We start from the raw sequence: 20,374 nt of genomic DNA on the forward strand, positions 1-20,374 counted from the left end.
GCCCGGTGCCGGACGAAACCCGCAGGGAAGGAGTTGCTTAGAACTCTTCCCAGTCGTCCTCCTCGCTGGCGGCGAGGAGCGCGGCAGCCGATGRACCACCGCCGGCGACCATCCGTGCAGGCTCTGCCCGCGGCTCAGCCGATGCAGCGTGGGAAGAAGGCCGCGCCGGCGCACGGCCGCGCGTAGCAACCGGCTGGACGTAGTCCCGATCGTTGCCGAGCTTGAACTGGGCGAGGAGGTCCTGAAGCGCCGATGCCTCTGCCGCGAGCTTGTGGCTGGCGGCAGTCGTCTCCTCCACCATGGCCGCGTTCTGCTGCGTGCCCTGGTCGATGCGGTTGACGGCGATGTTGATCTCCGAAAGGCCGGTTGCCTGCTCGCGTGCTGCCTCGACGATCGCGGTGACGTTCGTGCTGATTTCTTGCACTTCGGCAACGATCGTCGCCAGCGCCTTGCCTGCCTCGCCGACGAGCGAGACGCCCGAGCGGACGTGTTCGCCCGACTGGCTGATCAGCGCGTTGATCTCCTTTGCGGCATTGGCCGAGCGCTGCGCAAGCTCGCGCACTTCCTGAGCAACGACCGCGAAGCCGCGGCCGGCGTCGCCCGCACGTGCGGCCTCGATGCCGGCGTTGAGGGCAAGCAGGCTGATCTGGAAGGCGATCTCGTCGATGACCCCGATGATGTTGCTGATCTCGTCGGAGGACGCGGCGATGCGGTCCATGGCGGCGATGGCATCCTGCACGATCACGCCCGATCGTTCCGCGCCTTCCCGGGTATGGGAGACGAGCATGCCTGCCTCTTCGGCGCGGCGGCTGGAGTCCTGAACGGTTGCGACCATCTGCTCGAGTGCAGCAGCCGTTTGTTCAACCGAAGCAGCCTGCTGCTCGGTACGCGTCGACAGATCATCGGCGGCCTGGCGGATTTCCTCGGAGCCGGCGTGGATGGCCGTGGCGTTTTCGCCAACCGCGGCAAGGGCAGCGCGCAGCTTTGCGACCGAGTTGTTGAAGTCGTGGCGCAGCTGCTCCATCGACTCCGTGAACGGTTCGTCGATGCTCTGGGTCACGTCGCCGTCGGCGAGCCTGCTGAGGCCCTCTGCCAGGCGATGGACGGCATCCTGCAGCATCTGTGCCTGCTGAACCTTCTCCGCATTCTCCCGCGCCTCGCGCTCGAGGGCGGCGCGCTGGCGTGCTTCCTCGGCCTCGCGCTCCTCGCGGACGCGGCGGATGGTGTTTTCGCGGAACCGTTCGAAGGCGGTGGCGATTTCGCCGATCTCGTCGCGGCGGCCGAGGCCCGGGACCTGGATGTCGAGCGCGCCATCGGCAAGCTCACGCATCGAGCGCGCGGTCAGGGTGATCGGCCGTGCAACCGAGCGCCACGACAGGAAGCCGGCGGCCGCGATCAGGACCAGCAGGGTGCCGATGACCACGATCAACAGCTGCCGGATGGTCTCCGAGGTCGCCGCCTGCTGCTGGGCAACTTCCTCGCGGATCTTCTCGACCTCGGTGTGGATGCGGGCAAAGATCGGCTGGACCTGCGTGAAGGAGCTCGCAACGTCCCTCTGCAGCACGACGCTGAGCGCTGCTTCGCGAGCGAAGTTCTGGAAGATCTTTTCGTAGGTATCGAGCGTCGACATCGCGGCGGCGTGCGCCTCGGGTGAGCCGAACAGGCTTGCGGGCCGCTTGCGCAGCTGCTCCATCGCCTTGTTGAGCAACTTCTCGTTTTCGCTGGTTGGGTTCAGGATGAAGTTGCGCTCGTTCAGGAAGATTTCCGTCGCATCGAGCTTCAGCTGGGTTAGCGGCACGCGCTGGAGCTTCTCGGCGAGGTAGCCGCCGGCGGTGCGCAGGCCGCGCTGCAGGCCCTGGTCCGGGCTGAGGCCAAGCCGCTTGTAGGTATTGGCGGCAAGCGCGAAGGCAGCCTCATAGTCCTTGAAGACATCCATCAGGCGGCCAGGCTGCGGGAAGTTGCGCCCCTCATGCGTGGCGATGACCGCCTCGATCTCCTTGATCTCGCCCCTGAGCTCGTCGACTTTGCGCTTGTGCTCCTTCAGCACCTCTTCCTTCTTGTTCAGGAAGAAATCCTTTTCGAGACCCTGTAGATGGATGAAGTTCCTCTGCAGCTGGTCGGCGAGAGCCTCCATGGCGCGCGCTTCCGCTTCGGTCTGCTCGAGCGCATTCAGGGCGTAGCGCTCGTACACGAACATCCCTGTGACGGCGAGCATGCCAAGTACGCCCGCAGCCGCGATAAGCCCGATGCGATGGGAAATACGAAGTGACGGCAACTTCATGCGAGAACCCACGACGCACATCCTGCCCGGCCAAAATGGGCAAATGCGCTCTGAATGAACCTGATGGAAATGCCGGACCGGCTGAGGGAAGACGTCATGTCCCTCGCCGAAGCAAGGCCCCCGGCGCAACAGGAGCGTGAGAACTGTTAAGGCTGACTTAACGTCATCGCCTGCGTATACATTTTGCCGGATGGTCTGCGCAGAAACAAAAGAGGCCCGTGCGTAAACACGGGCCTCTCCTGATCAAATTGTGTGCCGTTGCCTATTCGGCAGCCTCGACGATGCGTGGCGCAGCCTCGAGCGTGGTCGCATCGACATGGGCCTCGAACTTGGCGAAGTTGTCGATGAACATGCCGACGAGCTTACGGGCCTGCGCGTCATAGCCGGCCTTGTCGGCCCAGGTCGAACGCGGGTCGAGGATCGAGCTGTCGACGCCCGGGACCTCGACCGGAACCTCGAAGCCGAAGTTCGGGTCGATGCGGAACTCGGCGTTGTTGAGCGAGCCGTCGAGGGCCGCGGTTAGCAGCGCGCGGGTCGCTTTGATCGGCATGCGCTTGCCAACGCCGTAGGCGCCGCCGGTCCAGCCAGTGTTGACCAGCCAGCAGGTCACGCCGTGCTTGGCGATCAGCTCCTTGAGCAGGTTGCCGTATTCCGACGGATGGCGCGGCATGAACGGCGCGCCGAAGCAGGTCGAGAATGTCGCTTCCGGCTCGGTGACGCCCTTCTCGGTGCCGGCGACCTTGGCGGTGTAGCCGGACAGGAAGTGGTACATCGCCTGTGCCGGGGTGAGGCGCGCGATCGGCGGCATCACGCCGAAGGCGTCGGCGGTCAGCATGATGATGTTCTTCGGATGACCTGCTTGGCCCGTCTCGCTCGCGTTCGGAATGAAGTCGAGCGGGTAGGCGCAGCGGGTGTTTTCGGTCAGCGAGCCGTCATCGAAGTCCGGGACGCGGTTCTCGTCGAGAACGACATTCTCGAGCACCGTGCCGAAGCGGCGGGTGGTGGCGAAGATCTCCGGCTCTGCCTCGGCCGACAGCTTGATCGTCTTGGCGTAGCAGCCGCCCTCGAAGTTGAAGATGCCGTTCTCGCCCCAGCCGTGCTCGTCGTCGCCGATGAGCGTGCGCTTCGGATCGGCGGAAAGCGTCGTCTTGCCGGTGCCCGACAGGCCGAAGAACACGGCCGCGTCGCCAGCCGGGCCGACATTGGCCGAGCAGTGCATCGGCATCACGCCCTTCGCCGGCAGCAGGTAGTTTAGCGCGGTGAAGACCGACTTCTTCATCTCGCCGGCATAGGAGGTGCCGCCGATCAGGACGAGCATGCGAGAGAAGTCGATGGCGATGACCGTTTCGGTGCGGGTGCCGTGGCGGGCCGGATCGGCCTTGAACGACGGCAGGTCTATGATGGTCATCTTCTGCTGATAGGACGCCAGCGCCTCGCGGGCGGGGCGGATCAGCAGGTTGCGGATGAACATCGAGTGCCATGCGTACTCGGTGATGACGCGGGTCGGCAGGCTGTTGGACTCGTCAGCGCCGCCAACGAGGTCCTGGACGTAAAGGTCCATGCCCTGTGCGTGCTTAAGGAAGTCCTCGTAGAGCACCTGGAAGTGGTCGGGGCTGAGCGGCTTGTTGTTGTCCCACCAGACATGCGGCTCGGTGGATGCGTCGCGCACCACGAACTTGTCCTTGGGCGAACGACCGGTGTGCTGGCCGGTATAGGCAACGAGCGCGCCATGCGCGGTCAGCTTTGCCTCGCCGCGGCGCAGTGCATGTTCGACAAGCTCGGCTGGGCCGAGATTGTAGTAGACGTTGCCCGAAGTCGTCAGACCGCAGGTCTCAATCCCATTGTTAGGATTGCGAAGGCCAGTTTCCGTCATCCTCACCACCAAAGAACGGAGCAACACAAAAGCGACGCCTGGTGATGACGTTGCGTCCCCGACCAGAAGCCTTGCTGGCCTCAAAACAGAAAAAATCAGCAATATCAAATCATTAATCGATTTAAAAAAATTCAAAGATTTTTAAATCGGTTGTATCGGCGTGAATCCGCGGCGAGGGCGTGACCGAATGTGGAAAAGGAAGGCGCAGCATCCCTATTTGGGAGGAGGGCGGCTTGCTGACGCAACTGGACGCGCGGGGGTGGCCGTGCCACAATTTGTACCTAATTTGTCCGCCAAGTGCCGCAACTTGCAGCAGCAGGAAGGACACCCGCTTATGAGGGAGACGCTTGATATGGCAACGATCGCGCTCGTCGACGACGACCGGAACATCCTCACCTCCGTCTCCATCGCGCTTGAGTCCGAGGGATATCGCGTCGAGACCTATACGGATGGTGCCTCCGCTCTGGAGGGTTTGATGGCCCGCCCGCCGAACCTTGCGATCTTCGATATCAAGATGCCGCGCATGGATGGCATGGAGCTGCTGCGCCGCCTGCGCCAGAAGAGTGACATCCCCGTCATCTTCCTGACTTCGAAAGACGATGAGATCGACGAACTGTTCGGTCTGAAGATGGGCGCGGACGACTTCATCCGTAAGCCGTTCTCGCAGCGCCTGCTGGTTGAGCGCGTGCGTGCCGTGCTGCGCCGGGCAAGCGCCCGGGACGTCAACGCCAAGGCGCCCGGCCAGCCGTCGCGTTCGCTCGAGCGCGGCCAGCTTGTCATGGACCAGGAGCGCCACACCTGCACCTGGAAGGGCGAGCCCGTCACGCTGACGGTGACCGAGTTCCTTATCCTGCATGCGCTGGCGCAGCGCCCGGGCGTGGTGAAGAGCCGCGACGCGCTGATGGACGCGGCCTATGACGAGCAGGTCTATGTCGACGACCGCACGATCGACAGCCACATCAAGCGCCTGCGCAAGAAGTTCAAGGCGGTTGACGAAACCTTCGACATGATCGAAACGCTTTACGGGGTAGGCTACCGCTTCCGCGAGGCGTGAAAGCCCGAAGGAAAGCATGACGGATACCAGCAGAACAGGACCGGCGTCGGCGCGCGCCGGAACGACGGGCGGTTTCAGGAGATGGGGCCGGCTGCTGCCCTTCCGCCGCGTGCTGGGCCATTATGTCTTTTCCAGCCTGACGCGCCGCATTCTGTTCCTCAATCTTGCCGCGCTCTGCGTGATGGTTGTGGGCATTCTCTACATCAACCAGTTCCGCGACGGCCTGGTGCAGGCACGCATCGACAGCCTAATGACGCAGGGCGAAATCATCGCCGGCGCGATTGCCGCGTCGGCGACGGTGGAGACCGACGCGATCACCATCGACCCGGAAAAGCTGCTTGAGCTGCAGGCGGGCGAAAGCCTGCCGCCGGGCACCAACAATCTGGACCTGCAGTTTCCGATCAATCCCGAGCGTGTCGCGCCGGTCCTGCGCCGGCTGATTTCGCCGACGCTGACGCGTGCGCGCATCTTCGACCGTGACGCCTCGCTCCTCCTCGACTCCCGCCACCTTTATTCGCGCGGCCAGATCCTGCGCTACAGCCTGCCGCCGGTGGCGGACGAGGAAGTTGGCGTCCTCAAGCGCATCGAGAAGTTCATCATCGGCCTGTTCCAGCGCTCCAACCTGCCCGTCTATCACGAGCAGCCGGGCGGGAGCGGCACCGCCTATCCGGAAGTGATGAGCGCGCTGCAGGGCAGTGCCGCGACCATGGTGCGCGTCAGCGAACAGGGCGAGCAGATCGTCTCGGTCGCGGTCCCTATCCAGCGCTTCCGTGCCGTCCTTGGCGCGCTGATGCTGTCGACCCAGGGCGGCGACATCGACAAGATCGTTGCGGCCGAGCGCAGCGCGATCCTGCGGGTGTTCGGCGTTGCGGCGCTGGTCGTGACCATCCTCTCGATGCTGCTCGCATCGACCATCGCCAATCCGAGCCGTTCGCGTGCGGCGCGGCGTCAAGAACCGCGAGGAAATACCAGACTTCTCCGACCGCCAGGACGAGATCGGCAACCTTTCCGTCGCGCTGCGCGACATGACCAATGCCCTCTACGCGCGCATCGAGGCGATCGAGAGCTTTGCTGCCGACGTTTCGCATGAGCTCAAGAACCCGCTGACGTCCCTGCGCAGCGCGGTCGAGACCCTGCCGCTTGCCAAGAACGAGCAATCGCGCGCACGGCTGATGGAAGTCATCCAGCACGACGTGCGCCGCCTCGACCGGCTGATTACCGACATTTCCGACGCCTCGCGCCTTGATGCCGAGCTTGCCCGCGAGGACGCTTCCCGAGTCGAGCTCCTCAAGCTGATCAACGACATCGCCAGCGCCTCGCGCGAGGCAGGCCGCAACCGCAAGGCGGTCGACATTCAGGTCAAGACGCAGAAGAAGGGCCAGAACGGCCGTGACTTCTATGTTTCCGGCCACGACCTTCGCCTTGGCCAGGTCTTCACCAACCTGATCGAGAACGCCCGCTCCTTCGTGCCGGATGATACCGGCCGCATTACGGTGACGCTTGCGCGCCATGGCCGTCACGTCGTCGTCACCGTCGACGATAACGGTCCCGGCATCCGCGCCGAGAACATCGACCGCATTTTTGAGCGCTTCTACACCGACCGGCCGTCCAACGAGGCGTTCGGCCAGAATTCGGGTCTCGGCCTGTCGATCAGCCGTCAGATCATCGAGGCGCATGGCGGCCGCCTGACAGCGGAAAATCGTGCTGGTTCCAAGCCCGGCGAGATTGCCGGCGCACGCTTCATCGTCACCCTGCCGGCTGAAGCCTGATGCCGGCGAAGAACCATCATGCGACGGTCGTGGTGGTGGGGTCGAAGGGTGTTTTGCTCCGGGGCCCGTCCGGTGCCGGCAAGTCGGAACTGGCGCTGGCGCTTCTGCAACAGGCGAAGGCGGAGGGAATGTTCGCCATTCTCGTTGCCGATGACCAGGTCTTTTTGAGTGAGCACGCCGGGCGTCTCGTCGCCCGCGCCCCGGAGGCGATCGCGGGTCTGGTCGAAATCCGCGGGCTCGGCCCTGTTGGCATCAGCCATGAGCCTGCGGCGGTCATCGACCTGATTGCCGACCTCGTCCCCGAACCGCCCCGTTACCAGGAGCCGGCAGCCGATACCATCGAACGCGTGACCCTGCCGAGGTTCGAGGTTGCGGGGCGCAACCTTCCGCAGGCGACCCACGTCCTGCTTTCGCTGCTGCGCGGAGCGCGGTTTTCCACAACTAGCAGTTTAGTTAAACAGCCATTTCTACCATCTGTTAGTATTTCCAGTGGTAGTCATTAGCGCGTGGACCGGTAGCTCAGCGGCAGAGCAGGCGAGTTGTAATCGTCAGCGCGGAAGGTTCAACTCCTTCCCTGGTCCTCCACTCTTCGTCAGATGACGTTCAGCTCGCGGAATGGCCGCTCCTCCACGATGCGCTGGTAGCCGAAGGTGCTGCAGTCGATCGTCTTGTAGCTGCCGTGGATGATGAGCTCCGCGAGCGCCTTGCCTACCGCCGGCGCCTGCTGCAGACCGTGGCCGGAGAAGCCATTGGCGAAGATGAAGTTCGACAACTCCGGATGCGGGCCGATCACCGCGTTCTGGTCGAGCGTGTTGTAGTCGTAGTGCCCGGCCCAGGCGCGGGTGAGCTTGATTGCCTCGAAAGACGGAACGCGGTTGGCGAGCGCGGGCCACACGACCTCCTCGAACAGGTCCCAGGCCGGCTCGAAATCGTTGGGATCGGCCGCAAGCTCGTCGTGCTCGTGTTCGGCCCCGCCGGCGATATAGACCGAGCCCTCCGGGCGCACCCAGACGCCGCCCGGATCGACCATCAGCGGCATGTCGTCATAGATGTCCCGTGCCTCGAAGACGAAGATCGTGCGCTTGCGCGGTTCGACCGGCAGATTGATGTCGGCGAGCGCCGACACCTTGCCGGCATTCGGCCCGGCCGCGTTGATGACGCGCCTGGTTTCGATGCGGCCGCCCTCGGCCAGCGTGACGGAGACGATGCGGTCGCCCTTGCGCTCGATGGCGATGACTTCGTCCTTGATCAGGTCGACATTCTTGCTGCGCAGCGCCTTGCGGATGAGGCCGAGCAGGGCGTGCGCGTCAAACCAGCCTTCGCCTGAGCGGCCATAGGTGCCGGCGGTGATGCCTTCGGTAGAAAGCCAGGAGAAGCGCTGGCGCAGCTCGTCCGGTTTCTCCAGCACCACGTCGGCGCCCTCGTGGATCTGCACGGCGTAGTTCGCCTCGAGGATCGGCAAACCCTCGTCACCGGCAAGGATCAGATATCCCTTCTCGCGAAAGCCGATGTCCGCATCATCGCCAAAGCGCTGCTTGAGGTTGCGGAACAGGTCGAGCGTGAAGCGCGACAGGCGGATGTTTTCGGGGATCGAGAACTGCTGGCGGATGGAGGCAGCTGAGAGGGTGGTCGAGGAGCCGGTGAACTGCGGGTCGCGTTCGATCACCGCAATCGAGCCGGTAAAACCTTCCTCGCGCAGAAAATAAGCCGCGGATGCCCCCATGATAGCGCCGCCAATAATGACGATATCGTAGCCCGCCATGTCGCACCTTTCGAATGTGATACTTGCAGCTGCAAGGAATCAGCTTCGTTTGGCAGCCGCAAGAGGCAAGCTGAGGCAAAGCTGGTGCTTGCGCCGGAGAATCTGTTGCGCCAGAAAGCTTACATGACCGCACAGCCCTTTCGCCGCCGCCGCTCGGTTCTCTACGTGCCTGCCCTCAACGAGCGGGCGCTGGCCAAGCTTCCCGGCCTTGCTTGCGACGCCGTCGTCATCGACCTTGAGGACTCGGTCGCGCCCGCGCGCAAGGATGAGGCGCGGCAGGCGCTGAAAGCGTTTCTCGCCGCGCACGAGGATGACGGCAAGGAGATCGTCGTGCGCATCAATGCGCTGTCGACCGAGTGGGGCAGGGACGACCTTGCAGCCGCGCTTGCCTGCAACCCTGACGCGATCCTGATCCCGAAGGTCGAAACCGCACGCGACGTTCTTGAGGTCAACGATCTGCTCGATCAGGCGGGTGCCGATCCCGAGCTGCAGCTATGGGCAATGGTCGAGACGCCGCGCGCTGTGGTCGAGATCGCCGCGATCGCTTCACTTGGCCGTGACAAGGGCGCGCGCCTTTCCTGCCTTGTCGCCGGCACCAACGATCTCGTCAAGGACACCGGCATTCGTGCTACGCCCGACCGGCGCTGGCTGGTGCCGTGGCTGATGCAGATGGTGCTGGCCGCGCGTGCGGGCGGCGTCGACATCCTCGACGGCGTCAGCAATGACTTTTCCAACCTCGAAGCCTTCGCGGCCGAGTGCGCGCAGGGACGCGACATGGGCTTCGACGGCAAGACGCTGATCCATCCGGCGCAAATCGCGCCGGCCAACCAGGCCTTCTCGCCGGCCGAAGACGGGGTCGCGGAGGCGCTGGCCATCCGCGAGGCATTCGCCCTGCCGGAAAACCAGGCGAAAGGCGTCATCTCGATCAACGGCAAGATGGTGGAGCGTCTCCACCTCCAGCAGGCAGAGCGCCTGCTGGCCAAGGCCGGCCTTTAGACAGGAGATTTCATGAAACTCTACCGCTTCCTCACCGGACCGGACGACTCCAGCTTCTGCCACAAGGTGTCGCTGGCGCTCAGCAAGGGCTGGCACCTGCACGGCTCACCCACCTACGCCTTCGATCCGGAAACTAAGACGATGCGCTGCGGCCAGGCCGTGGTGAAGGAAGTTCACGGCAAGGATTACGATCCTGAAATGAAGCTCGGCGAGCAGTAGGGCTCGCTCTTCTCAGAGGGCGCCAGCGCGCCCTCAGCTCTGGCTTTCCTCGATCCGCGCCATGTCGTCGTCGGAAAGTCCGAAATGGTGGCCGATCTCGTGGATCAGCACATGGGCGACGATGTCGCCCAGCGTTTCCTCGTTTTCAGCCCAGTAGTCGAGGATCGCGCGCCGGTAGAGGGTGATCCGGTTCGGGCCTTCGCCCGTTGATGGGTTCCAGCGTTCCGCGATCCCGCGGCCCTCGAACAGTCCCAGCAGGTCGAACGGCGTTTCCAGCGCCAGATCGTCCATGATCTCTTCGCTCGGAAACTCGGCAACCTGAATGATGATCTCGCCGGTCAGCTTCCTGAAGTCCTGGGGAAGATGCGCGTAGATGTCCATCGCCAGAAGTTCGAACTCTTCCAGCGAAGGCGAGAGCTGATCGCTCCAGTCTCGGGTCTTGAAAATGCGGGCCATGCTTGTTCCTTTGGCCGCCATATAGACCGTTCAGGGGGGACTTTCGACCCCTGACACGGAATCATGACTCAAGAAGATGGTTGGGGGTCAGCTCTGCAGGCAGGCCGCGCAGGTGCCGCGCAGCTCGATAATCGTCTTCTCGGCCTTGAAGCTGTTGTCGCGCGCCCAGGAGCCAAGGCGGTTCTCGACGACATCGTCAGCGAACTCATCAACCTTGCCGCATTCGCTGCAGATCGCGAAGGCGATCATACCCTGCTTGTGGCAGTTGGGGTGCGCGCAGGCAACGAACGCATTGAGCGATTCAAGCCGGTGGACGAGGCCGGCTCCGAGCAGCTTTTCGAGCGCGCGGTAAACCTGCAGCGGCGCGCGAAAACCATTGTCCCGCAGCCGGTCGAGGATCGTGTAGGCGGAAAGCGGACCGTCGGCCTTCTCCAGCGTGTCGAGCACGAGCGACTGGTTGCGGGTAAGTTCGTGATGGTGGTGATGGTGTTCGCTGGTCATGATGCCGATCGCCCCGTCTCGCCGCGCCTAGCATAGAAAATCATCGTCAGGAGGAACAGGCCAAGTGCCGCGACCACGATCGAAGGCCCGGACGGCGTGTCGAATTTCAGCGATCCGAACAGCCCGCCGGTAACCGCCAGCGCGCCGATGATCGAGGCGAGCACCGCCATCTGCTCCGGCGTGACCGCAAGGCGGCGCGCGGTGGCTGCGGGAATGATCATCAGCGATGTGATGAGCAGCACGCCGACCAGCTTCATGGCGATCGCAATCACCAGCGCCATCAGCAGCATGAAGATCAGCCGCGTGCGCTCGGGCGCCATGTCTTCGGCAAGGGCGATCTCGTCGCTGACCGTTGCTGCCAGCATCGGCCGCCACAGCCAGGCGAGGATGCCAAGCACGGCCGCGCCGCCCGCCCAGATGAAGGCAATGTCGGTCTTCGACACTGCAAGGATGTCGCCGAACAGGAAGCTCATCAGGTCGACACGCACCCAGCTCATGAAGGCGATGATGACGAGGCCGAGCGCGAGCGCCGAATGCGAGAGGATGCCGAGCAGTGCGTCAGCCGATAGCCCGCCACGCTTCTGCAGCCCGATCAGCGCCAGCGACACGAGTGCGGCAATGATGAAGACGCCAACGGTGAGGTCGATCTCGAGCAGGAAGGCGAGTGCGATGCCGAGCAGCGCCGAATGGGCCATCGTGTCGCCGAAATAGGCCATCCGCCGCCAAACGATGAAGCAGCCGAGCGGGCCAGCGGTGAGGGCAAGCCCGATGCCGGCGACGAGCGCGCGGGTAAAGAAATCATCGAGCATGGCTGCCGCTGCCCTCCGGATGCACGTGGTCGTGATCGTGATGATGGTGATGATGATCGTGCCCGTCGCCATGGTGGTGATGGTGCCCGTCATCGGGATGGCAATGGTCGGTGATCGACCCGTCCTGATGCAGCACCCGCCCATCCGGCAGGTGGGTGTGGTCATGGTTGTGCCGGTAGAGCGCGAGCGCTCCTTCCGCCCGCGCCCCGAAGAGCCGCATATATTCCGGGCTGGTGACGACCGAGTGCGGCGTGCCGCGGCAGCAGACATGGCCGTTGAGGCAGACCACCGTGTCGGTCGCCGCCATCACGACATGCAAATCGTGGGAGATGAGGAGGATACCGCAGCCGGTCTCGTCGCGAATGCGCCCAATCAATTCGTAGAGGGCAATCTCGCCGGAAAAGTCGACGCCCTGCACCGGCTCGYCCAGCACCAAAAGGTCCGGCTTGCCGAGCATGGCTCGGGCGAGCAGCGTGCGCTGGAACTCGCCCCCGGAAAGTGCCTGCACCTGCGCGTTGGCAAGATGCGCGGCGCCGACCGCATCGAGGGCTGCATCGATCGCGGCCTGCGAATGCGGCTGCGTCAGCGTCATCAGCCGGCGCACGGTGAGCGGCAGCGTCCAGTCGATTGCGAGCTTCTGCGGCACGTAGCCCACTTTCAGGCCGGGATGGCGGAAGACGGTGCCTTCCGAGGGTTTTAGCACGCCGATCGCGGTGCGCGCAGTGGTGCTTTTTCCCGAACCGTTCGGCCCGATCAGGGTGACGATCTCGCCGCGCGAGATCGACAGATCGACGCCGCGCACCAGCCAGCGGCCGTCGCGCTCGACGCCCACTCCCTCAAGCCGCACGAGCGGCCCATGCGGCGAATGATGATCGCGTAGCTGCATTCGCGTTTCCGATCCCCGGGTTGCCAAAGGCGTATCGCACACGTTATACCGTTTCGCAATGTAATACCATTACATGACTTGAGAGGAAACCCTGCATGGCAAACCACCTTCGCTCCCTGCTCATCGCTTCGGCTGCGCTTGTCACGGCTTCGCCCGCCTTCGCGCTCGACGTGGTTGCGTCGATCAAGCCGGTGCATTCGCTGGTGACGGCGGTGATGGAAGGCGTCGGCGAGCCGGCACTGATCGTATCCGACAGCGGCTCGGAACACGTCCACTCGCTGCGCCCGTCTGATGCCCAGGCCCTTCAAAACGCCGACGTCGTCTTCTGGATTGGCGAGGGGATGGAGACCTATCTGGTTTCGCCACTCGGCACCCTGTCGTCCGATGCGAAGGTTGTTGCGCTGGCTGACACCGACGGCCTCGAAAAGCTGCCGGTGCGCGAAGGCGGGCCGTTCGAGGCGCATGAACACGATCATGACGGTCACAAAGACGGGCACGAACACGAGGAAGGGCACGATCACTCGCATAGCGACCATCACCATGACACCGGTCATGCGCACGAGGAGGGACACCATGACCTCCACTTCTGGCTCGATCCGCTGAACGCGAAGGTTCTGGTCCAGAAAATAGAGACTGTCCTCAGCGAGGCCGATCCGGAAAACCGCGCCGCCTATGCCGAGAACGCGCGTCGCTATGGCGAGCGGCTCGACCAGCTGGTGGCGGAAGTCGGCAAGGAGCTGCAAGGTGTCAGCGAAAAGCCGTCGATCGTCTTTCACGACGCCTACCAGTATTTCGAACACCGTTTCGATGTGAACGTCGCCGGCTCGATCACAGTCAGCCCGGAAGTCATGCCGGGTGCGCAGCGCCTCAGCGAGATCACCGAGCGGGTAAGAAGCTCTGGTGCGACCTGCATCTTCGCGGAGCCGCAGTTCGAGCCGAAACTGGTAACGGTCGTGGCTGAAGAAACCGGCGCGCGCACCGGCGTGCTCGATCCGCTTGGTGCCGAACTCGCCGACGGGCCGCAGCTCTACATCGAGCTCATCCGCAACATGGCGAAGTCGTTCAAAGACTGCCTGTCCAAATGAAAACGGCTCCCGAATAGGAGCCGTCTGAAATTCGGAAGCGTGCAAGCCGGCACGCTTCCTTATTCGCAGCGCTTAGAGCGCGCGGAACTTGGCGATGATCGCGTCGCCCATCTGCGCGGTACCGATCTTGGTCATGCCTTCCGACATGATGTCCGGCGTACGCAGGCCGTCGTTCAGAACTTCCGCGATCGCCTTCTCGAGGCGGTCGGCTTCCTCGATCATGTTGAACGAGTAGCGCAGGCACATTGCGAACGAGGCGATCATCGCGATCGGGTTGGCGATGCCCTGGCCGGCAATGTCCGGAGCCGAGCCGTGCACCGGCTCGTACAGAGCCTTGCGCTTGCCCGAAACCGGGTCCGGAGCGCCAAGCGAAGCCGACGGCAGCATGCCGAGCGAACCGGTCAGCATCGCGGCAACGTCCGACAGCATGTCGCCGAACAGGTTGTCGGTAAGGATCACGTCGAACTGCTTCGGCCAGCGGACGAGCTGCATGCCGCCGGCGTCGGCCAGCATGTGGGTCAGCTCGACATCCTGATACTTGGCCTTGTGGGTCTCGGTCACGACCTCCTTCCACAGCACGCCCGACTTCATCACGTTGTGCTTTTCCATCGAGCACACCTTGTTGCCGCGCGTGCGCGCCAGCTCGAAGGCGACCGAGGCGATGCGCTCGATCTCGAACGTGTCATAGACCTGCGTGTCGACAGCGCGCTTCTGGCCGTTGCCGAGGTCCGTGATCTCCTTCGGCTCGCCGAAATAGACGCCGCCGGTCAGCTCGCGCAGGATGAGGATGTCGAGGCCCTCGACGACGTCCGGCTTGAGCGAGGAGGAAGCAGCCAGAGCCGGGTAGCAGATTGCCGGGCGCAGGTTGGCGAACAGCTCGAGGTCCTTGCGCAGGCGCAGCAGACCAGCCTCAGGGCGCACGTCATACGGCACGCCATCCCACTTCGGGCCGCCGACGGCGCCGAACAGCACGGCGTCGGCCGCCATCGCCTTGGCCATGTCTTCCTCGGAGATCGCCTTGCCATGCGCGTCGTAGGCGCTGCCGCCGACGAGGCCTTCTTCCGTCTCGAAGCCGGCGCCGAGGTCGGCATTCATTGCTGCGATCAGCTTTTTCACCTCGGTCATGGCCTCAGGGCCGATACCGTCGCCAGGAAGAAGGAGAAGTTTACGCGAAGCCATGGACGTGCCTTTCGAAAAGCGATGCATGAAGAATGCGAAGTGACGCCTTGCTAGCCGCCAGAATGCCGCTGCGCAAGGAAAAGAAGCTCAGAAACCTTGAGGAAGCAGTGCCGCCGCGGCATCGGGCCACCGGGCGCGATCGGGCCAGAACCGGGTGACGCCATCCTCTCCCATCTGGGCGATGAAGATCGCTTTCGCCGCCTTGTCGACGACGATGAAGCCGTCGGCCGAGCCGCAGGCATGCGGCACGCAACCGCGCGCCGAAAGCAGGTTGCCGGAAAGATCGGGCTGACCGGAGACAACCAGGCTGGTGACAACCGAACTCAGCTCATCGCCGAGCAGTTTCTGGGCGGCGGCGTAAATGCCGGCATTGCGGAAAAGGTCGATCGGATGGCCGATCTTGTCGAGGTCGAGTGTCTCCCAGCCGGTGCCGGGTTCCGGCGTGTAGGTCGTCGCCGCGAACGTCTTCATGCCCTCGTCGGGAGACCAAAACATCATGTCGGCGCTTTCGCCCGGCAGCAGGTAGCGGATGAAGAAGACGCCGTAGTCGCTGACCGCGACGGTGGGCGCGTCGCACTCCTCGCCCGCCTTCTGCGTCTGGAGCCTACCGTCCGCGTCCTTCCAGAGCATCAGCGTACCCGGAGAGCAGGCATTTCCGCCCGGCCCGACGCTGACGAAGGCAACCTCCGTTCCGGCCACATCGGCGATCTGGTCGATATGAACGAAATAGTCTCGCGCGAGCTCCTGCCCGTCGAAGGCGAGCACCCGGTCCATGTCCTCGGTTTCGGTGATGGTCAGCACGCCGCCAGCAAATTCCGCCCGCTCGTTTTCTTGCGCCAGCGCGGGCAGCGCGCCGAGCATGGTAACGGCAGCGAGAAGCGAACGGCTAAGCGATATCGGCATGAATTCCTCCCGGATGCTTCGCGAAATCTAGCCGCTTTCGCGGTAAGCCGGAACCGGGATGCGCGGCTCGTCAAAAGCAAAAAGGACGGGCTTGCGGCCCGTCCTTTTGAAATCGTGGTGCCCCGTGGGGCTTAGAGCCAAGGGCGGTTTTCGGCCATCTTCTGCTCGAAGGAGGCGATCGACGGAGCCTTCTCCATGGTCAGGCCGATATCGTCGAGGCCGTTCAGCAGGCAGTGACGGCGGAACTCATCGATCTGGAACTTGATCACGCCGCCGTCCGGGCCGCGGATTTCCTGCTCCTCGAGGTCGACGGTCAGCGTTGCGTTGGCGCCGCGCGAAGCGTCGTCCATCAGCTTGTCGAGTTCTTCCTGGCTGACCTTGATCGGCAGGATGCCGTTCTTGAAGCAGTTGTTGTAGAAGATGTCGGCGAACGACGTCGAGATGACGCAACGGATGCCGAAGTCGAGCAGCGCCCACGGGGCGTGCTCACGCGAGGAGCCGCAGCCGAAATTGTCGCCGGCGACCAGGATCTGCGCATTGCGGTAGGCCGGCTTGTTCAGCACGAAGTCCGGGTTTTCCGAGCCATCCTCGTTGAAGCGCATCTCGGCGAACAGGCCGACGCTGAGACCCGTGCGCTTGATCGTCTTCAGGTAATCCTTCGGGATGATCATGTCGGTGTCGATATTGACGATGGGCAGCGGCGCGGCAACGCCCGTCAGCTTCGTAAACTTGTCCATGGTCCTGCCTGTCTCTCGGCCTCGGAAATCTTTCCGCCTCGCTTTACACATAAAGCTGCGAATTTCAAAGCCGTGTCGTAACGCCCGGTACACTTAGCCGCCGAATGGCGGAAATCGCCACTTTGAGCCGATGAGCGCATCTTGCAGTCGACACAATATCAGGAAACCTTTTAAACAATGCTCGTCCGGCTCTCTGGGAGGTGGAGTTCGGACCGGTTGACCGGCTGGCGAGGGAGTAGCGCTGGCTTGCGGCATCGATGCGGCATCCGTCCGCATGCTTGCTCACCGACAAAACCTTCCGACTGGTCATTTCTAGGGAGGCGGAAGTCACATGAGCATTGTCGTCGATGTCCACACCCACATGGTGACGCGGGAGTATCTCGCGCTGCTGCGTGAAAAGGGTGCCCCGAAATACACGTTCCGCACCTTGCCGTCGGGCTTCGAGTGCATCGACAAGTTCGGCACGCCGTTCTTCACCTTGCTGCCGGACATGTGGAATTTTCCCGCCCGCATCGCCGCGATGGATGCCGCGGGCGTAGACGTCGCCGTCGTGTCGCTGACCTCGCCCAATGCCTATCTCGGCGATCTCGACATTTCCGTGCAGGCCGCGCAGCTGATGAACAACGCCTTTGCGGAAGCGCAGGCAACCTGGCCCGACCGCATCCGCTGGTTTGCCTCGCTGCCGTGGCAGCACGCGGACGCCGCGATTGCCGAATTGAAGCGCGCCCGCGCGATGGGCGCGGTCGGCGTCATGGTCATTGCCAACATCGAGGAAGAGTCGCTCACAGCCGACCAGTTTGCCCCGATCTGGCAGGCGATCGACGAGATGAACATTCCCGTCTTCATCCACCCGTCCGTACCGCCGGGCGGCGACGTGATGGACATGAAGAAGTATCAGCTGTCGCCGCCGATCGGCTTCACCTTCGACACGACGCTGGCTGTCTCGCGCATGCTCTATGATGGCTTCTTCGAGCGCTACAAGAACATCCGCATCATTGCTGCCCATGGCGGTGGCGCGCTGCCGTTCCTGATCGGCCGTCTCGACTTCTGCTACGAGCGCATACCGGCCTGCGCCTCAGGCGCGCCGAAGCCGCCATCGGCCTATCTCGACCGCATCTTCCTCGATGCAGTAGTGTTCACGCAAGGCGCACTCAACCTCTGCGTTGAAACCGTCGGCCCCCAGAACGTCCTCTACGGCTCCGACTACCCCCACAACATCGGCGACATGACCGGCATTTTGGCCCGCGTCGACGCCCTCGACCCGCAAACGGCGAAAAAGATCCGGGGCGAAAACGCCGTCCGGCTATTTAGTCTCTAGGCGTTCCTGGTAGAGCAAGAAGGGCCGCGGGTGACGCGGCCCCGTCGTTCATCAGAACGTGCCGGTTAGCTTGAAGTTGAAGCTGCGCGGCTCGCCGTAGAAGTTGAACACCGACGTGCCGCCGACGCGTTCGTAGTACTTCTTGTCGAAGACGTTGTTGACGCTCAGCACTGCAGTCAGGTGCTCGTTGAACTTGTAGCCGGCCTGCAGGTCGACGACGGCATAGCCCGGCGCCTCGATGGTTGTCGCGCCGCCGGCCGCTGTGCGGCTGATGTTCTTGAACGAGCTGTAGGCACGCAGGCCCGCGCCGACGAAGGCGCCATCGAGGACGCCGTGGTTCTCGTCGAAGCTGTAAGTGGTCCACAGGTGGAACATGTGCTCCGGCGTGTAGAACTCGGAGCCGGCCGCATAGCGCGTGTTGACGAACTTGGTATCTGTGTAGGTGTAGCCAGCCGCGACCTGCCAGTTCGGATTGATCTGGCCGTTCACCTCGAGCTCGATGCCTTGCATGCGCGCTTCGCCAAGCGCCAGCGACGAGCCCGGATTGTCCGGGTCGCTGACGGCGCGGTTCTTGTCGCGCAGGTTGAAATAGGCAACGGTCGCATTCACGTCGTCGAACAGCTCTGCCTTGAGGCCGACCTCGAACTGGCGGCCGCTGCGCGGATCGAGCAGGTTGCCGCCGGCGTCGAGTGCCGACTGCGGCTGGAAGATTTCCGTGTAGCTCGCATAGGCGGAGACGTCGTCGGTGAGGTCATAGACGACACCGGCATAAGGCGTCCATTCGCCGTCGGCCGAGACCTCGCTGGTGCTCGACGTTGTGGCGTACCAGGTGACGCGCGCGCCGCCGATCAGCGTCAGCCTGTCGACCGGCTTGATGCGCCACTGGCCGTAAATACCGGTCTGGGTGAGCTTCGTGTCCGTCGCCGCGCCATAGGTAACCGTGGGCTTCGCAACCGCAGTGTTCCAGTCGAGCAGGTGCCAGGTGCCGGTGATCACGCCGGTCGCATTGTAAAGCGTCGAATCAACCCGGCGATGGTCGGCGCCGAGGATGATGTTGTTCTCCATCTCGCCGATCTCAAACGGCTTGCTGACATGAAGGTCGAGCGCGAGCGAATTCTCGTCGTAGTCGCGCGACAGCCAGCGCATGCCGTTGACCGTCAGCGCCGGCGAGGCGGCGTTGGCGGCATAGGCATAGAGGAAGTCGACATCGCGTGTTGAATAGCGGGCCGAGGCCTTTACGTGACCGCCATCATCGAAGCGGTGCTCGAGCTCGGCGATGTAGTCGGTAACGGCGCTGTTGAAGTCGTTCCAGACCGCGCCGGTGAAGGTCGAGCGGTCGAGGTCGAGCAGCGTGCCATCCGCCAGCGTCGGCAGGCCGTTGAACGGGGTGATGTCGCGCTTCTGATGGCTGATCGAGACGGTCGCGGTGGTGTTTTCGGTTATGTCGAATTGCAGCGTGCCGTAGCCGACCGCGGCGCGGTTATCGACGACATCGACAAAACTGTCCTTCTGGCCGAGCGCGCCGACGATGCGGCCGCGAATCGTGCCGGCCTCGTTGAGCGGGCCGCCGACATCGACCTCGCCGCGCCAGCTGTTCCAGGAACCGCCCGTGCCGGTGATGCGGGCCATGAACTGGTCGCTTGCCTGCTTGAGCCGCATGTTAATCGCACCGGCGGGCTCGCCCGCGCCGCCGAACAGGCCTGCCGGGCCGCGCAGGATCTCGATGTGGTCGACGATCGCCATGTCGGGCTGCGTGCCGTAGATCGACGACAGCGGTGCCGGCAGGCCGTTGAAATAGAGCGTGTCGAACTCGAAGCCGCGCGAATAGAGGCTCGAGCGGCCATCATCATTGGTCAGCACCATCATGCCCGGCGTCTTGCGCAGCGCCGTGTCGAGCGAGGTGAAGCCGCCGTCGTCGAGGCGCTGGCGGGTCACGATCGTGGTCGACTGCGGGATCTCGCGCTGTGGCAGCACGTCCTTCTCGCCGACGCTGACGAGGTCGCTGGCATAGCTGCCGGTGCTTTCCGTCTCGTAGCTGGATCCTTCGACCGAGATGGTCGGCAGCACCGTCGTTCCGGCCTCGTCCTGAGCCCGCGCCGCCTGGGCTACGAGCACGCAGGCAGTGGAAACCAGGAGCGATGCGATTCGATTGCGTCCCCTCGACATTCAAAATCCCCGACGTCAATAAATAAAGATGAGAAACTAACTCAACTTTATTCGGAAACACACGCGTGTCAATGGCGTGCACTGCCAGCGAAGGTTGCGAAGCAGTCGCAGGAATCGGAAAACCCGATGGTGGTTGCTGCAGGAGTGCGATGAGCCGCAGCGAGGCCCACAAACACGAAAGCCGCGCTTTCGCGCGGCTCAGACTGCTGACAAACCTCTGGCTTCGGCCGGAGGKTTTTGATTCAGTGRGGCATGYTGAAGAARCCTGCTCCMGWWCAGACGGCGATCGAGATGGTGACGCTCGAGAGCCTTGTTCCAGCAGATCACCTGCTGCGCAAGATCGACGCGGTGATCGACTTCTCCTTCATCCACGATCGTGT

General features: G+C 63.4%; 17 protein-coding genes, 1 tRNA gene and 1 pseudogene. 8 read left to right on the plus strand and 11 right to left on the minus strand.

The window, feature by feature from the left end; genetic code table 11:
* Positions 1-37: 37 nt before the first annotated feature.
* The gene (locus tag L610_RS20790; RefSeq protein WP_305765057.1) at positions 38-2,281 is read right to left on the minus strand and encodes a methyl-accepting chemotaxis protein; all 2,244 of its coding nucleotides are present in this window, start codon (positions 2,279-2,281) and stop codon (positions 38-40) included.
* 262 nt (positions 2,282-2,543) lie between these two features.
* On the minus strand, positions 2,544-4,154 hold the full coding sequence (locus L610_RS16995; RefSeq protein WP_144706499.1) for a phosphoenolpyruvate carboxykinase: 1,611 nt from the start codon (positions 4,152-4,154) through the stop codon (positions 2,544-2,546).
* A 352-nt stretch (positions 4,155-4,506) separates the two neighbouring features.
* Between L610_RS16995 and L610_RS17000 the strand changes: the two genes are divergently transcribed.
* The 4 genes and pseudogenes from L610_RS17000 to L610_RS17015 all read left to right on the plus strand — a co-directional run bounded on the left by L610_RS17000 (position 4,507) and on the right by L610_RS17015 (position 7,562).
* Positions 4,507-5,208: a response regulator transcription factor gene (locus tag L610_RS17000; RefSeq protein WP_144706501.1), complete on the plus strand. Its 702-nt coding sequence runs from the start codon at positions 4,507-4,509 to the stop codon at positions 5,206-5,208.
* A 16-nt stretch (positions 5,209-5,224) separates the two neighbouring features.
* Positions 5,225-6,977 (plus strand): annotated as a pseudogene (locus L610_RS17005) (stimulus-sensing domain-containing protein).
* A complete protein-coding gene (locus tag L610_RS17010) occupies positions 6,977-7,480 on the plus strand; it encodes an HPr kinase/phosphorylase (protein WP_144706503.1) in 504 nt (167 codons plus the stop codon). The pseudogene L610_RS17005 and the gene L610_RS17010 overlap by 1 nt, the downstream one beginning before the upstream one ends.
* A gap of 5 nt (positions 7,481-7,485) precedes the next feature.
* Positions 7,486-7,562, plus strand: a tRNA-Thr gene (locus tag L610_RS17015).
* A 7-nt stretch (positions 7,563-7,569) separates the two neighbouring features.
* On the opposite strand, the gene L610_RS17020 is transcribed toward L610_RS17015, so the two are convergent.
* Positions 7,570-8,739 carry an FAD-binding oxidoreductase gene (locus L610_RS17020; protein ID WP_144706505.1) on the minus strand — a complete coding sequence of 390 codons (1,170 nt, stop codon included), beginning with the start codon at positions 8,737-8,739 and terminating at the stop codon, positions 7,570-7,572.
* Between the two features lie 123 nt (positions 8,740-8,862).
* Here L610_RS17020 and L610_RS17025 point away from each other — a divergent pair, with 123 nt between their 5' ends.
* Both L610_RS17025 and L610_RS17030 read left to right on the plus strand, forming a co-directional pair.
* Entirely contained in the window at positions 8,863-9,735 is an 873-nt protein-coding gene (locus L610_RS17025) for a CoA ester lyase (protein ID WP_144706507.1), read from the plus strand.
* Positions 9,736-9,747: 12 nt separating this feature from the next.
* A complete protein-coding gene (locus L610_RS17030) occupies positions 9,748-9,954 on the plus strand; it encodes a DUF1737 domain-containing protein (RefSeq protein WP_024847106.1) in 207 nt (68 codons plus the stop codon).
* 33 nt (positions 9,955-9,987) lie between these two features.
* On the opposite strand, the gene L610_RS17035 is transcribed toward L610_RS17030, so the two are convergent.
* From L610_RS17035 to L610_RS17050, 4 genes are all read right to left on the minus strand, one after another.
* Positions 9,988-10,410, minus strand: coding sequence for a metallopeptidase family protein (locus L610_RS17035; RefSeq protein WP_144706509.1), 423 nt, complete (start codon positions 10,408-10,410; stop codon positions 9,988-9,990).
* Between the two features lie 87 nt (positions 10,411-10,497).
* Complete coding sequence (locus L610_RS17040) at positions 10,498-10,911, minus strand: Fur family transcriptional regulator (protein ID WP_144706511.1); 414 nt, start codon at positions 10,909-10,911, stop codon at positions 10,498-10,500.
* Positions 10,908-11,720, minus strand: a complete 813-nt coding sequence (znuB, locus tag L610_RS17045) for a zinc ABC transporter permease subunit ZnuB (protein WP_144706533.1) — start codon at positions 11,718-11,720, stop codon at positions 10,908-10,910. The genes L610_RS17040 and znuB overlap by 4 nt, the downstream gene beginning before the upstream one ends.
* Positions 11,710-12,606, minus strand: coding sequence for a metal ABC transporter ATP-binding protein (locus L610_RS17050; RefSeq protein WP_144706513.1), 897 nt, complete (start codon positions 12,604-12,606; stop codon positions 11,710-11,712). The genes znuB and L610_RS17050 overlap by 11 nt, the downstream gene beginning before the upstream one ends.
* Positions 12,607-12,701: 95 nt before the next feature.
* Between L610_RS17050 and znuA the strand changes: the two genes are divergently transcribed.
* Entirely contained in the window at positions 12,702-13,691 is a 990-nt protein-coding gene (gene znuA, locus L610_RS17055) for a zinc ABC transporter substrate-binding protein ZnuA (RefSeq protein ID WP_144706515.1), read from the plus strand.
* 72 nt (positions 13,692-13,763) lie between these two features.
* Here znuA and leuB read toward each other — a convergent pair whose 3' ends face one another.
* From leuB to leuD, 3 genes are all read right to left on the minus strand, one after another.
* Positions 13,764-14,870 (minus strand): 3-isopropylmalate dehydrogenase, encoded by a 1,107-nt coding sequence (leuB, locus tag L610_RS17060; RefSeq protein WP_024847100.1) that lies wholly within the window; start codon positions 14,868-14,870, stop codon positions 13,764-13,766.
* An 87-nt stretch (positions 14,871-14,957) separates the two neighbouring features.
* A complete protein-coding gene (locus L610_RS17065) occupies positions 14,958-15,773 on the minus strand; it encodes a hypothetical protein (protein ID WP_024847099.1) in 816 nt (271 codons plus the stop codon).
* A gap of 131 nt (positions 15,774-15,904) precedes the next feature.
* Positions 15,905-16,510 carry a 3-isopropylmalate dehydratase small subunit gene (gene leuD / locus L610_RS17070; protein ID WP_024847098.1) on the minus strand — a complete coding sequence of 202 codons (606 nt, stop codon included), beginning with the start codon at positions 16,508-16,510 and terminating at the stop codon, positions 15,905-15,907.
* 331 nt (positions 16,511-16,841) lie between these two features.
* On the opposite strand from leuD, the gene L610_RS17075 reads away from it, so the two are divergent.
* A complete protein-coding gene (locus tag L610_RS17075; RefSeq protein ID WP_024847097.1) occupies positions 16,842-17,828 on the plus strand; it encodes an amidohydrolase family protein in 987 nt (328 codons plus the stop codon).
* A 51-nt stretch (positions 17,829-17,879) separates the two neighbouring features.
* On the opposite strand, the gene L610_RS17080 is transcribed toward L610_RS17075, so the two are convergent.
* Positions 17,880-19,994, minus strand: coding sequence for a TonB-dependent siderophore receptor (locus L610_RS17080; protein ID WP_024847096.1), 2,115 nt, complete (start codon positions 19,992-19,994; stop codon positions 17,880-17,882).
* Positions 19,995-20,374 lie beyond the last annotated feature (380 nt).

Origin of the sequence: Aminobacter sp. J44 (assembly GCF_007829415.1) — a bacterium.
GTDB lineage: Bacteria > Pseudomonadota > Alphaproteobacteria > Rhizobiales > Rhizobiaceae > Aerobium.

Coding starts and splice junctions, on each gene's coding strand:
- L610_RS16995 (WP_144706499.1), bottom strand. CDS start 4,154: ATGACGGAAACTGGCCTTCGCAATCCTAACAATGGGATTGAGACCTGC.
- L610_RS17000 (WP_144706501.1), top strand. CDS start 4,507: ATGGCAACGATCGCGCTCGTCGACGACGACCGGAACATCCTCACCTCC.
- L610_RS17010 (WP_144706503.1), top strand. CDS start 6,977: ATGCCGGCGAAGAACCATCATGCGACGGTCGTGGTGGTGGGGTCGAAG.
- L610_RS17020 (WP_144706505.1), bottom strand. CDS start 8,739: ATGGCGGGCTACGATATCGTCATTATTGGCGGCGCTATCATGGGGGCA.
- L610_RS17025 (WP_144706507.1), top strand. CDS start 8,863: ATGACCGCACAGCCCTTTCGCCGCCGCCGCTCGGTTCTCTACGTGCCT.
- L610_RS17030 (WP_024847106.1), top strand. CDS start 9,748: ATGAAACTCTACCGCTTCCTCACCGGACCGGACGACTCCAGCTTCTGC.
- L610_RS17035 (WP_144706509.1), bottom strand. CDS start 10,410: ATGGCCCGCATTTTCAAGACCCGAGACTGGAGCGATCAGCTCTCGCCT.
- L610_RS17040 (WP_144706511.1), bottom strand. CDS start 10,911: ATGACCAGCGAACACCATCACCACCATCACGAACTTACCCGCAACCAG.
- znuB (WP_144706533.1), bottom strand. CDS start 11,720: ATGCTCGATGATTTCTTTACCCGCGCGCTCGTCGCCGGCATCGGGCTT.
- znuA (WP_144706515.1), top strand. CDS start 12,702: ATGGCAAACCACCTTCGCTCCCTGCTCATCGCTTCGGCTGCGCTTGTC.
- leuB (WP_024847100.1), bottom strand. CDS start 14,870: ATGGCTTCGCGTAAACTTCTCCTTCTTCCTGGCGACGGTATCGGCCCT.
- L610_RS17065 (WP_024847099.1), bottom strand. CDS start 15,773: ATGCCGATATCGCTTAGCCGTTCGCTTCTCGCTGCCGTTACCATGCTC.
- leuD (WP_024847098.1), bottom strand. CDS start 16,510: ATGGACAAGTTTACGAAGCTGACGGGCGTTGCCGCGCCGCTGCCCATC.
- L610_RS17075 (WP_024847097.1), top strand. CDS start 16,842: ATGAGCATTGTCGTCGATGTCCACACCCACATGGTGACGCGGGAGTAT.
- L610_RS17080 (WP_024847096.1), bottom strand. CDS start 19,994: ATGTCGAGGGGACGCAATCGAATCGCATCGCTCCTGGTTTCCACTGCC.